This is a genomic window from Bifidobacterium sp. KRGSERBCFTRI (assembly GCF_025908335.1).
In genome coordinates this window covers 1,533,632-1,546,534 of sequence record NZ_CP109653.1, presented here as the reverse complement: position 1 = coordinate 1,546,534, position 12,903 = coordinate 1,533,632, and the positions used below count along the sequence as shown (strand labels likewise).

The 12,903-nt window shown below is 57.8% G+C and carries 9 protein-coding genes and 1 tRNA gene; all 10 read left to right on the top strand.

The genetic code is table 11. The features are described from left to right. Positions 1-35 precede the first annotated feature (35 nt). The 10 genes from OGI63_RS06595 (at position 36) to OGI63_RS06550 (ending at position 12,899) form a co-directional block, all read left to right on the top strand. Positions 36-911: a bifunctional methylenetetrahydrofolate dehydrogenase/methenyltetrahydrofolate cyclohydrolase gene (locus OGI63_RS06595; protein WP_011743094.1), complete on the top strand. Its 876-nt coding sequence runs from the start codon at positions 36-38 to the stop codon at positions 909-911. Positions 912-1,064: 153 nt separating this feature from the next. Then, positions 1,065-2,537 carry a 30S ribosomal protein S1 gene (rpsA, locus tag OGI63_RS06590; protein WP_003809549.1) on the top strand — a complete coding sequence of 491 codons (1,473 nt, stop codon included), beginning with the start codon at positions 1,065-1,067 and terminating at the stop codon, positions 2,535-2,537. Between the two features lie 107 nt (positions 2,538-2,644). Further along, complete coding sequence (gene coaE / locus OGI63_RS06585; RefSeq protein ID WP_011743095.1) at positions 2,645-3,298, top strand: dephospho-CoA kinase; 654 nt, start codon at positions 2,645-2,647, stop codon at positions 3,296-3,298. Continuing rightward, the gene (gene uvrB / locus OGI63_RS06580; RefSeq protein ID WP_041777286.1) at positions 3,282-5,393 is read left to right on the top strand and encodes an excinuclease ABC subunit UvrB; all 2,112 of its coding nucleotides are present in this window, start codon (positions 3,282-3,284) and stop codon (positions 5,391-5,393) included. The genes coaE and uvrB overlap by 17 nt, the downstream gene beginning before the upstream one ends. A 39-nt stretch (positions 5,394-5,432) precedes the next feature. Beyond that, positions 5,433-6,416: a TerC family protein gene (locus OGI63_RS06575; protein ID WP_011743097.1), complete on the top strand. Its 984-nt coding sequence runs from the start codon at positions 5,433-5,435 to the stop codon at positions 6,414-6,416. A 173-nt stretch (positions 6,417-6,589) separates the two neighbouring features. Beyond that, complete coding sequence (gene pyk, locus OGI63_RS06570; RefSeq protein ID WP_021913704.1) at positions 6,590-8,032, top strand: pyruvate kinase; 1,443 nt, start codon at positions 6,590-6,592, stop codon at positions 8,030-8,032. A gap of 154 nt (positions 8,033-8,186) precedes the next feature. Further along, positions 8,187-8,260 (top strand) — tRNA-Leu (locus OGI63_RS06565). 80 nt (positions 8,261-8,340) lie between these two features. Beyond that, entirely contained in the window at positions 8,341-9,105 is a 765-nt protein-coding gene (locus OGI63_RS06560; RefSeq protein WP_011743098.1) for an ANTAR domain-containing response regulator, read from the top strand. Further along, positions 9,068-11,941, top strand: a complete 2,874-nt coding sequence (gene polA, locus OGI63_RS06555) for a DNA polymerase I (protein ID WP_413464219.1) — start codon at positions 9,068-9,070, stop codon at positions 11,939-11,941. The genes OGI63_RS06560 and polA overlap by 38 nt, the downstream gene beginning before the upstream one ends. A 52-nt stretch (positions 11,942-11,993) precedes the next feature. Further along, positions 11,994-12,899, top strand: coding sequence for a Nif3-like dinuclear metal center hexameric protein (locus tag OGI63_RS06550; RefSeq protein WP_011743100.1), 906 nt, complete (start codon positions 11,994-11,996; stop codon positions 12,897-12,899). The last annotated feature ends 4 nt before the right edge of the window (positions 12,900-12,903 follow it).

Genomic DNA, 12,903 nt, shown 5'->3' with positions numbered 1-12,903 from the left:
AATACGACAAGCGACTTAGCGAGGAAGTGGACCACATGGGAACAAGGATTGATGGCAAAAAGGTGGCGGCACGGACCAAGGCGGACCTCGCCAAACGCGTGGAACTGCTGAAGGCGAGGGGAATCCAACCTGGATTGGGTACCATTTTGGTCGGATCAGACCCCGGCTCCGTGAAATATGTCGCCGGCAAACATGCCGATTGCGCCGAAATCGGCGTGAATTCCATCAAGCGCGAGCTGCCTGAGAATGCGACGTTCGATCAGGTCGCCGATGCGGTCCGCCAGCTCAATGCGGATCCCGCCTGTACCGGATATATCGTGCAGCTGCCCTTGCCAAGGGGAATCGACGAGAACGCCATCATCGATCTGATCGATCCCAAGAAGGACGCCGACGGGATGCATCCGTATAATCTCGGCGAACTTGTGCTGCATGCCCGAGGAGACATCACCACGCCGTTGCCATGCACGCCTCGCGGCGTGATCGAGCTGTTGCGCGCCTACGACATCGATTTGGACGGCAAGGAGGTGTGCGTGCTGGGCCGTGGCATCACCATCGGCCGCACCATCGGTCTGTTGTTGACTCGTAAGGCGGTCAACGCCACCGTCACGCTGTGCCATACGGGAACCAAGGATGTGCGTGACCACATGCGACGGGCCGATGTGATCGTCGCAGCCATGGGAGTGGCTGGTTTCGTCAAGCCGGAAGACATCAAGGAAGGGTCGATTCTCGTCGACGTCGGAGTATCCCGCGTGTTCGACGAGGAATCCGGCCGATACAAGGTCAAGGGTGATGTCGATAAAGCCTGTTACGAGAAGGCTTTTGCATACACGCCGAATCCTGGAGGCGTAGGGCCGATGACGCGTGCCATGCTGCTGCAGAATGTTGTGGAGATGGCCGAACGTCAGTTGTGAGTTTCGCGATAGTGCTTTCGGGCGTGTCGTGACATGCGACACGCCCGATTTTTGTGCATGGCTTCTTGTAGACTTTCGCCTTGTGTGTATTTGCGCACACGTATAACTGAAGAACGATTTTATCCATCCACTATTTTGTAAGAAACCACATTAATGGCAGAGAACAATAACGAAGTCGCCAAGGTCGCCATCAACGACATCGGCACCGAAGAGGACTTCATCAAGGCAGTCGATTCCACCATCAAGAACTTCGATGATGGTGATCTGGTCGAAGGTACCGTCGTCAAGGTCGATCATGACGAGGTCCTGCTCGACATCGGCTACAAGACCGAGGGCGTCATCCCCTCCCGCGAGCTTTCCATCAAGAAGGACGTTGATCCTGACGAAGTCGTCGAGGTCGGCGACACCATTGAGGCCCTTGTCGTCACCAAGGAAGACAAGGAAGGCCGTCTGATTCTGTCCAAGAAGCGTGCGCAGTACGAGCGCGCTTGGGGCGACATCGAGAAGATCAAGGAAGCCGATGGCGTTGTCGAAGGCACTGTCATCGAAGCTGTCAAGGGTGGCCTCATCGTCGACATCGGTCTGCGTGGCTTCCTGCCGGCATCTCTCGTCGAGATGCGTCGTGTCCGCGATCTGTCCCCGTACATCGGCCAGAAGATCAAGGCCAAGATCCTCGAGCTCGACAAGAACCGCAACAACGTGGTCCTCTCCCGTCGCCAGTACCTCGAGGAGACCCAGTCCGAAGTGCGCGAGACCTTCCTGTCCCAGCTTAAGAAGGGCCAGATCCGTGAAGGCGTCGTGTCCTCCATCGTCAACTTCGGCGCATTCGTCGATCTGGGCGGTGTTGACGGCCTGATCCACGTTTCCGAGCTGTCTTGGAAGCACATCGATCACCCGTCCGAGGTCGTCAAGGTCGGAGACAAGGTCACCGTCGAGGTGCTTGACGTTGATCTCGATCGTGAGCGCATCTCCCTGTCCCTCAAGGCCACCCAGGAAGATCCGTGGCAGCGCTTCGCCCGCACCCACGTTCCTGGCCAGATCGTCAAGGGCAAGGTCACCAAGATCGTTCAGTTCGGTGTCTTCATCTCCGTCGAAGACGGCATCGAAGGCCTCGTGCATATCTCCGAGCTGGCCAACCGCCACGTGGAGAACCCGGAGACCGTCGTCAAGCCGGGCGAGGAAGTCTTCGTCAAGGTGATTGACGTCGATCTCGACCGTCGCCGCATCTCCCTGTCCCTCAAGCAGGCCAACGACTCCGTTGATCCGGCTTCCGAGGACTTCGATCCGGCTCTGTACGGCATGCCGGCAGAGTACGACGAGCAGGGCAACTACAAGTATCCGGAAGGCTTCGACCCGGCAACCAACGAGTGGATCGCTGGTTACGAGAAGCAGCGTGAGGAGTGGGAGTCCCAGTACGCCACCGCTCACGATCTGTGGGAGCAGCACAAGGAATTCGTTGCCAAGGAACTCGAGAACGCCGAGGCTTCCGCAGCCGAAGACGGCCAGGCTCCGAAGGAAGAGAAGGTCGAAGAGGTGTCCAACTACTCCTCCGACAACACCTCCAACGGCACCCTCGCCGATTCCGACCAGCTCGCCGCTCTGCGCGACCAGCTGCTCGGCAAGTGAGTTTCGACGAATCAAAATAAACTGATTCGCGTAAACCGCTGATAAATGGCCCCGCACCTGATGGTGTGGGGCCATTTGCGTATGTTGCGAGTCCGTCAAACATTACAATGGCGGTTGTGATGATTCGAATTGGGTTGACCGGAGGCATCGCCGCCGGCAAAAGCACCGTCGCTACGCATCTGCGTGAACTGGGCGCGACGCTTGTCGATTATGATGTGCTCGCCCGAAAAGTCGTGGAACCCGGAAGCGTGGGCCTGCAACGAATCGTGGAACATTTCGGGCCGGATGCGATGAACGCGCAAGGTGGTCTTAATCGGCGATGGATGTCCGAACACGTCTTCTCCGATCCGAATGCCGAATCCGAACGTAGAATCCTTGACGATATCGAACATCCGTTGATCTACGATCTTGCATTGTCGGAGGAACGGCAGGCGGTCGAAAAGAATCCGGATGCCGTGGTCGTACATGATATTCCGCTTTTGGCGGAAGTAATCGATGACATACCCATGCGTTTCGACCATATCGTAACAGTCGAAGCACCGGAACAGACGCGTGTGGAACGTATGATGCGCACCCGTGGCATGAGTGAGGCACAGGCGAAGGCACGTATCGCGCATCAGCCCACGCGTGCGGCACGAGAATCCATAGCCGATGCGGTGATTGACTCATCCCAGGATGTAGAACACATGTTCGACTGTGTTGATAGGCTGATGGAACAGTGGCGTAAGGAAGCGAGACGGAACCATGGGATTCAACATTGAACGAGTGAACAAGCCGTTTGTGGTCAAATCTCCATATAAGCCTTCAGGCGACCAGCCGAAGGCCATCGAGGAGCTGGCCACGCGCATCGAGAATGGCGAGAACGACGTGGTGCTCATGGGCGCCACCGGCACCGGCAAAACCGCCACTACAGCGTGGCTGATTGAACGTCTGCAGCGACCGACGCTTATCATCGAGCCGAACAAGACGCTCGCCGCGCAGTTGTGCGCCGAATTCCGCGAACTCATGCCGGACAATGCGGTGAGCTACTTCGTTTCCTACTACGACTACTACCAGCCGGAAGCGTACATTCCCCAGACCGACACCTACATCGAGAAGGATTCCAACATCAACGACGATGTGGAGCGATTGCGCCACGCCGCCACCGCGAACCTTCTGACCCGTCGCGATTGCGTGGTCGTGGCCACCGTCTCCTGCATCTACGGTTTGGGAACGCCGGAAGAATACGCTGGCCGTATGCTGTTCCTCCAGGAAGGCCAGCAGATCGACCGTGACGATTTACTGCGCAAATTCGTGGACATGCAATACAAGCGCAACGACATCGCCTTCACGCGAGGCACATTCCGCGTGCGCGGCGACACCGTTGAGATCATCCCCGTATACGAGGAACTGGCCATCCGCATCGAATTCTTCGGCGACGAAATCGACCGCATCTCCACTCTGCATCCGCTGACCGGCGACGTGATCGCGCACGAATCGCAGGTGCACATCTTCCCGGCCTCGCATTACGTTGCCGGAGCGGAACGTATGGAACGGGCGCTCAAAACCATCCAACAGGAACTTGACGAGCGTACCGCCGAATTGCATAAGCAAGGCAAGGAACTTGAAGCGCAGCGTCTCACCATGCGCACCACATACGATCTGGAAATGCTCTCGCAGGTCGGCACATGCTCCGGCGTGGAGAACTATTCGCGGCATTTCGACGGACGCGCGCCGGGCACGCCTCCGCACACGCTGCTTGACTTTTTCCCCGATGATTTCCTGCTCGTCATCGACGAATCACATGTCACCGTGCCGCAGATCGGTGCCATGTACGAAGGCGACGCGAGCCGCAAACGCACGCTGGTCGAACACGGTTTCCGCCTGCCGTCGGCAATGGACAATCGACCGCTCAAATGGCCGGAGTTCCAGGAACGCGTCGGTCAGACGGTGTACCTGTCGGCAACGCCCGGCGATTACGAACTCGGTTTGAGCGACGGCGTGGTCGAACAGATCATACGTCCGACCGGACTAGTCGATCCGCAGATCGACGTGCGGCCGGTGGAAGGGCAGATCGATGACCTGCTCGCCGAAATCAAAGACCGCGTGGCAAGGAACGAACGTGCGCTGGTCACCACGCTCACTAAGAAAATGGCCGAGGATCTGACCGACTATCTGCTGGAACGCGGCATCAAAGTCGAATATCTGCATTCCGATGTGGACACCTTGCGTCGTGTCGAACTGCTGCGTGAACTGCGTGAAGGCAAGATCGACGTCATCGTCGGCATCAACCTGCTACGAGAGGGCCTCGATCTGCCGGAAGTGTCATTGGTCGCAATCCTCGACGCGGATAAGGAAGGCTTCCTGCGTTCCTACCGTTCGCTCATCCAGACCATCGGCCGTGCGGCGCGAAACGTGTCCGGCACCGTCGTCATGTATGCGGACGACATCACCGAAGCCATGCGCAAGGCCATCGACGAGACCAACCGCCGCCGTGACATCCAGATCGCCTACAATAAGGAACATGGCATCGATCCGAAGCCGCTCATCAAGAAGATCTCCGATGTCAACGACATGCTCGCCAAGGAGGACGTCGACACCCAGACATTGCTCGGTACCGGATACCGAAACGCGGACAAAGCCGGCAATTCGCATCTCGGCGTGCCACATACCAGCAAGGAGGAATCCGGCAGGCGGCACGAGGAGATTCTCAAGGCCGGATTGCCCGCGCAGGATCTAGCTGATCTTATTCGACAACTGTCCGAGCAGATGCATACCGCCGCAGAACAACTGCAATTCGAGCTTGCGGCTCGTCTGCGTGACGAGATCCGTGACCTGAAAAAGGAACTTCGGCAGATGACGGAGGCGAGCAAATAGTTCTCGACCGGTCATACGGCATCCGTACCATAGTGGATTATGGCTGAAACACCACTTGTTTTTGAAATCGCCACGTTTGCGGTGCTTGCCGTCTTCTTCGTGGTGGACCTGTTCATCATCGGGCGCAAACCGCATGTGCCGTCCACCAAGGAATGCGTGCAGCATATCGCGTTCTTCGTGGTCATGGCGTTGATCTTCGGCGGACTCATGTGGTTCTTCGCCGGCTCGAAGCCTGCCATCGAGTTCTACTCAGGTTGGCTGACCGAATATTCGCTGAGCATAGACAACCTGTTCGTGTTTGTCATTATCATGTCGAATTTCGCGGTGCCGAAGGAACTACAGAAATTCGTGCTGTCAGTCGGCATCACCGTCGCGCTCGTACTGCGAGGCATGTTCATTTTGGTGGGCGCTGCCATCATCTCGCGCTTCACTTGGGTGTTCTTCCTATTCGGCGCGTTCCTCATCGTCACGGCCATCAAACTCGTCACCGGGGGAGACGAGGACGAGGAATACCATGAGAACGCGTTGATTCACGCGCTGCGCAAGGTCATCAAGATCACCGATGAATACGACGGCGAAAAGCTGCGTACTATCAAGAACGGTGTGAAGCATTGGACCCCGATGCTCATCGTGTTCCTGACCATCGGCACCACCGACGTGATGTTCGCTTTCGATTCGATCCCCGCCATTTTCGGTCTGACCAAAGATCCGTTCATCGTGTTCACGTCCAACGTGTTCGCATTGCTCGGTCTGCAGCAGCTGTACTTCCTGCTCGGAGAGCTGCTTGACAAGCTCGTCTATCTTCCGCTGGGCCTGTCCGTGGTACTGGGCTTCATCGGCGTCAAACTCATCATGGAGGCCCTGCATGGCAATTCGCTGCCGTTCCTCAATGGCGGCCAGCCGATTTCCTGGGTTCCGGAAGTGCCCACATGGCTGTCGCTTGTCGTGATCGTTCTTGCGATTGGTGGTGCGGCTTTGGCAAGTGTTATTAAGATGCGCACCATGAAAGCGAACGAAAAGTGACAGTCCGGCAAACGTTGGGAGAATAGAGCTTTTCTATTCTCCTACGAAATTGTGAGCGCTCACAACACACCTAGTTCTGAGGTGGAAGTGGGCGCTTTTTGCTAGTAAGCTATGCCATTGGAAACAGGGTCGTCAGATCCAAAATCAATATCAACAAGAATAGGCAGGCATTCATGCGTAAAGCCAAGATCGTAGATACCATCGGTCCCGCTACCGAGTCCCTGGAAGGCATCACCAGCCTTGTCGAAGCAGGTATGGACGTCGCTCGTCTGAACCGCTCCCACGGCACTCCGGAAGACCACCTCAAGGTCTACAACAACCTCCGTGCCGCCGCCAAGGCCACTGGCCGCAACGTCGCAGCCCTGGTTGACCTGCAGGGTCCGAAGATCCGCTGCGGTTGGTTCAAGAAGAACGCCGACGGCGAGGATAAGGTCCAGCTGACCGAAGGCCAGGAGTTCGTCATCACCACTGATGACATCGAAGGCGACGAGCACATCACCTCCACCACCTTCAAGGGTCTCCCGGGCGACTGCCATGCAGGCGATCCGATCCTCATCGACGACGGCAAGGTCCGCCTCGAGGTCACCAAGGTCGAAGGCAACAACGTGTACACCAAGGTTGTCGTTGCCGGACCGGTCTCCAGCCACAAGGGCATCAACCTTCCGGGCGTCGCCGTGTCTCTGCCGGCTCTGACCGAGAAGGACGAAGAGGATCTGCGCTGGGCCATCCGCACCGGCGCCGACATCATTGCCATGTCCTTCGTGCGCTTCGCCACCGACATCGATCGCGCCCATGAGATCATGGACGAGGAAGGCCGCCGTATCCCGGTCGTCGCCAAGATCGAGAAGCCGCAGGCCCTCGAGAACCTCGAGGAGATCGTCAAGGCGTTCGACGGCATCATGGTCGCACGTGGCGATATGGCCGTCGAGTGCCCGCTGGAAGAGGTCCCGCTGGCCACCAAGCGCTGCATCGAGCTGGCTCGTCAGTACGCCAAGCCGGTCATCGTGGCCACCGAAGTCCTCGGCTCCATGGTCAGCTCCCCGGTCCCGACCCGTGCAGAGGCATCCGACTGCGCCAACGCCGTCCTCGACGGTGCCGACGCCACCATGACCTCCAACGAGACCGCCGTCGGCAAGTACCCGGCAGTCACCGTGAACACCATGAGCCGCATCTCCACCTTCGCCACCGAGCATGGTTTCGACCGCATCCCGGAGCTGAAGAACCTGGATATGTCCTCCACCGGTGCCGTCTCTTCCGCCGCCGTCGACCTGGCCGACAAGCTCAACGCCAAGGCCATCGTCGCCTACACCCAGACCGGTTCTACCGTGCACCGCGTGTCCCGTGAACGTCCGGCCACCCCGATCTACGGCATCACCAACAATGAGCACACCTTCCACTGGCTGGCCCTGTCTTGGGGCACCGAGTCCTTCCTGGTCGACGAGGATTACCATGACAAGTCCCGCAAGGACCTCATGGTTTTCACCGACAAGGTCCTCAAGGACGCCGGCAAGGTCTCCGATGGCGACAAGATCGTCGTGCTGAGCTCCGCCCAGGGCGAACACCAGCCGGGTCGCACCGATTCCATCTACGTCCACACCGTTGGTGCCTGCGACTGAGATTTGAATCGTCGCGTTAAACGCTGATTCCATAATCCTCCCATTGGTTCCCGATGGGAGGATTATTGTTTTTACGCGATGTCTCCGAATGATGACAACGCCGAGATTTGGCGCAAATCGCAATCATGTGGTATTCTTCCAGAGTTGCGTGCAAGCCCTCGTATCCCAATTGGTAGAGGAAGCAGCCTCAAAATCTGCGCAGTGTGGGTTCGAGTCCCACCGAGGGCACGTAAGAAATCAATATCAATCCAGGCCCGGGTTGGGGCATGTTAGGCCGGCTTTGGGTGTGACAGTGGAAAGAGACCGACATGGCTGCAGAGAAGACCACGGAACCGGACGAAGTACTCACTGATGAGGAGCTCCAAGCTGCTGCGGCTCCCGAGCCGGATTCTGCCAATAATAACGAGGCGCACAAGCGCACCGTCGTCGTTGCCGAAGACGAATCCGTGAACCGCATGGATTTGGTCGCCATGCTTGAGGATAACGGCTATGAGGTCGTCGGAGAGGCCGCCAACGGTGAGGAAGCCGTTGAACTGACCCGTAAGTTCCGCCCGAGCGTGGTGTGCATGGATGTCAAGATGCCTCGCATGGATGGCATCGAGGCCGCTGGCATCATCTGTGATGAGAACATCGCTCCGGTCGTCATGCTGACGGCATTCTCCCAGTCTGATTTGGTCAAAAAGGCCACGGGCGCTGGCGCCATGGCGTATGTCACCAAGCCGTATGAGGAATCCAAGCTGTTGCCGGCTTTGGAAGTCGCCATGGGCCGTTTCGCCGAAATCAACGATTTGCTTGACAATGTCGAACGTAGCGAGTCCAAACTGCAGGAAACCGAGGAACAGCTGAAGAAGGCCGAAGAGCAGCTGAAGAAGGCCGAAGAAACGCTGGAGGAGCGCAAGCTCGTCGACCGCGCCAAGGGCCTGCTGATGGACAAGGCGGACTTCTCCGAACAGGGCGCTTTCCGTTGGATTCAGAAGACCTCCATGGACCAGCGCATTCCGAAGAAGCGTCTGGCCATGGCCATCATCGCCAAGTATGGCGAACAGAAGTCGGAAGCAGAGGATGCGCGCTAACACACCAACTGTGGAAGGCACTTCACGCGGAACGCTATTGGTCGTTGACGGCCATTCTTTGGCGTTCCGCGCTTTTTTTGCCTTACCCGTAGAGAATTTCAGTACATCATCAGGTCAGGCCACCAACGCGGTCTGGGGATTCGCCACCATGCTTTCGCAGGTGATCGATGCCGAACATCCAGACCATCTTGCCGTCGCATTCGATGTGAAGGGCGGCACGTTCCGCAACCAGATGCTGCCGCAGTACAAAGGAACTCGCGACGCGGCCCCCGAGGAACTGCTCAGCCAGCTGCCATTAATCCAGCAGATGCTGACGGCCTTGGGCGTCACATACATCGAAAAACCCGGTTACGAAGGTGACGATGTGATCGGCACGCTCGCCAGCATGGGCGACCAGGCAGGCTACCGCACATTGGTGCTGTCCGGCGACCGTGATGCTTTCCAGCTGATCAACGACGACATCACCGTGCTGTATCCCGGCCACCATTTCAAAGACCTCAAACATATGACCCCGGATGCCGTGCAGGAGAAATATCATGTCTCTCCCGCGCAATACCCAGATCTGGCCGCCTTGCGCGGAGAAACCGCTGACAACATCCCCGGCGTTCCCGGAGTCGGCGACGGATTCGCGGCCAAATGGATCAACCAGTACGGCGGACTTGAGCAGATCATCGAACACGCCGACGAGATCAGCGGCAAAAAAGGCGAAGCCCTGCGCGAAAACATCGAACAGGTCAAACTGAACCGTTCCGTGAACGCTTTGGTTCGTGACCTTGATCTTGGCGTGTCGGTATCCGACCTGACATTTGGACAAGTCGACGCTGGTCAACTCGACGATCTATTCACCAAGCTCGAATTCGGTGTTCGGACCAAGAATCGCGTGCTCAAAACGTTCAATGCGGACAAACCATCCGGGGACGTGCACGAATCCAGCAAGCTCGAGCTGCCACATGTCGAAGACGTCAACGATCCGCATGTGGTGGAGACATGGGTCCAAAACCATTTCCCCGTGGTGCAGGAACATCTGCACGAACGCCATGAACGCTCCTCCAACGACATTCCGGAATTCGGCTTCGAAATCGATTCTTCGACCCGTTGCACGGACAAGGTGAAACAGTCCTGGACGCTTTACGCCGAAGGTACGAGCAAACCCGGAGAAGCCTCTCTTTCGGCATTGATGATCGCCGTGCACGGCGAAGCCATTCGCATCGACGTATTCAGTCCGGATATGGTGCAATGCCTGCAAAGGCTGTTCGACCGCTATCACCATTCCATGGTCGTGCACGGTTACAAAGAACATGCGCATCTGCTGGGCAGCATCGGCGTGGAACTTCCGGAACCATTGTTTGACACCAAGCTCGCCGGATATCTTGCCCACCCGGATTTCCACGCGGACACGCTGGAACAGGTTGCGGCCCATTTCCTGGATCTGCACATCGAAGCACAAGCCGAAGCCGCGACACAGGGGACCTTGGACTTCGACGAGCCTGAGGAAAACGATTCCAAGAACGACGAGCTGATACTCACCCGCACCGCAATCGTGGGGCTTTTGGCCGAATATTTGGCCGGTGTGCTGGATAAGCGCGAACAATTCGGTCTCCTCAAATCCATTGAGCTTCCGGTCTCTCAGGTCCTGCATGGCATGGAACAGGTCGGCGCCCAAGTGGATATGGCACGTCTGGTGCAGATGCGCGACCAACTTGCCGCCGACGCTGCCCAGGCACAGGAAACGGCGTGGCAGTTCGCGGGGGAGCAGGTGAACCTGCAAAGCCCCAAACAGCTGCAGAAGATCCTGTTCGAAGACATGGGATTGAAACCGACGAAAAAAACCAAGTCCGGTTCATACACCACCAATGCCGCGGCATTGCAGACCTTGCGTGACCGCTCGTACGATAACGACCGCGCATGCCAGTTCCTTGACGCGTTGCTGATGCATCGTGAAAAGAACAAGCTCAAGCAGATCGTGCAGACGTTGATCGACGCCACAAACCGTCATGACGGTCGCATCCACACCACTTTCGAACAGACGGTGGCAGCCACCGGACGATTGAGCTCCGTCGATCCAAACCTGCAGAACATTCCGAACCGGGATCCCGCAGGTCGTGAGATTCGATCCGCGTTCGTGCCGGGAGAGGGCTTCGAATCGTTGCTGAGCTCCGACTACTCGCAGGTCGAACTGCGCATCATGGCCGACCTTTCCGGTGATGAGGCGTTGATAGAGGCCTTCCGCTCCGGCAAGGACTTCCATAAGTATGTGGCCAGCTTGGTCTACGGCATTCCCGTTGACGACATCACGTCCGATCAGCGTAGCCACGTCAAGGCGATGAGCTATGGACTTGCCTACGGTCTGAGCACGTATGGACTTGCCCAGCAGCTCAAGATCAAGCCCAAAGAAGCCGAATCGCTGAAAAACCAGTATTTCGCCACTTTTGGCAAAGTCCATGAATACCTTGAATCGCTTGTCTCGTCCGCACGCGAAAAAGGATATACCGAAACCATTTTCGGAAGGCGCAGGTATTTCCCCGGTCTCAAATCGCCGAACCGTGCCGTGAGGGACGCGGCCGAACGCGCCGCGTTGAACGCGCCTATCCAAGGCTCGGCGGCGGACATCATGAAAATCGCCATGATTCGTGCGTATGACGCACTGCAGGAAGCGAACCTTGGAAGTCGCCTCATACTGCAGATTCATGATGAACTTGTAGTGGAGATCGCGCCCGGTGAGGAGAAGCAGGCCACCGCGCTGGTGAAGGATGCCATGGAGCATGCCGTTACCATGGCCGTTCCGTTGGACGTATCGACGGGCATCGGTTCCGATTGGCAATTGGCGGCCCACTGATCCGTTCCCGTCGGATAATCGAAGGCTGATTAAAAAAGAAAGAAGGAAGATTGTGGCAACGCTGAAGCAGGTCGTGGATGTGCTTGAAACGCTGTATCCGCTGCGTTACGCGGAACAATGGGATGAGCCGGGACTCATCGTGGGAGACCTTCGCCACGACGTGCGCAACATCGCGTTCGCGGCGGACCCATCCATGGCGGTGATCGACCAGGCTATCGCCGGAGGCATCGACCTGCTGATCTGCCACCATCCGCTGTTCTTCCGTTCCGTGCATGCGGTCTCCGGACTAGGATTCCGTGGTGAGATCGTCCGGAAGCTCAACCTCGCCGGTTGCGCGCTGTGGGTTGGGCACACCAATGCCGATGCCTCCTACCGAGGAGTCGGCATGGCCGCCGCCGACGCGTTCGGCCTAATCGAACAGCGTCCGCTGGTACCCATCGAAGATCCGAAAGCCGAACATCCGGTCGGATTGGGCCGTGTCGGCCGGTTGCAGGAGCCGATCGCATTGCGTGATTTCGCCCGTCGTGTGGCCGACGCGCTGCCATACACCGAACTTGGCGTGCAGGTGTGCGGCGACCTTGACGCGACGATCGGCACGGTGGCGATATTGCCGGGCTCGGGCGATTCCCTGTTCGATGAAGTGCGTGCCGCAGGCGTCGATGTGTATGTGACCAGCGATCTGCGCCATCATCCGGTGACCGATGCCATCGAGCAGGCGCGCTATGAGGCGTCCATGCGTGCCGCGGACATCGAACTCGGCCGAGGCGACGCCACTGTTCGTCCGATGTTCATCAACACGCCACACAGCGCCATCGAATCCATATGGTTCCAATACGCCATGGGCGATGTGCCTCGTGCCGTATCTGAGGCGACCGGAGACATCCCCACCGTCCGCTGGATTTCCATGAACACCGATCCCTGGAATCTGGTACTGCCGTCCTGCGGGCAGGAACGCTGAACGA

Bases quoted from the DNA above. Each gene is read 5' to 3' on its own strand.
- OGI63_RS06575 (WP_011743097.1), top strand. From the start codon at position 5,433: ATGGCTGAAACACCACTTGTTTTTGAAATCGCCACGTTTGCGGTGCTT.
- rpsA (WP_003809549.1), top strand. From the start codon at position 1,065: ATGGCAGAGAACAATAACGAAGTCGCCAAGGTCGCCATCAACGACATC.
- polA (WP_413464219.1), top strand. From the start codon at position 9,068: ATGGCGAACAGAAGTCGGAAGCAGAGGATGCGCGCTAACACACCAACT.
- pyk (WP_021913704.1), top strand. From the start codon at position 6,590: ATGCGTAAAGCCAAGATCGTAGATACCATCGGTCCCGCTACCGAGTCC.
- OGI63_RS06595 (WP_011743094.1), top strand. From the start codon at position 36: ATGGGAACAAGGATTGATGGCAAAAAGGTGGCGGCACGGACCAAGGCG.
- uvrB (WP_041777286.1), top strand. From the start codon at position 3,282: ATGGGATTCAACATTGAACGAGTGAACAAGCCGTTTGTGGTCAAATCT.
- coaE (WP_011743095.1), top strand. From the start codon at position 2,645: ATGGCGGTTGTGATGATTCGAATTGGGTTGACCGGAGGCATCGCCGCC.
- OGI63_RS06560 (WP_011743098.1), top strand. From the start codon at position 8,341: ATGGCTGCAGAGAAGACCACGGAACCGGACGAAGTACTCACTGATGAG.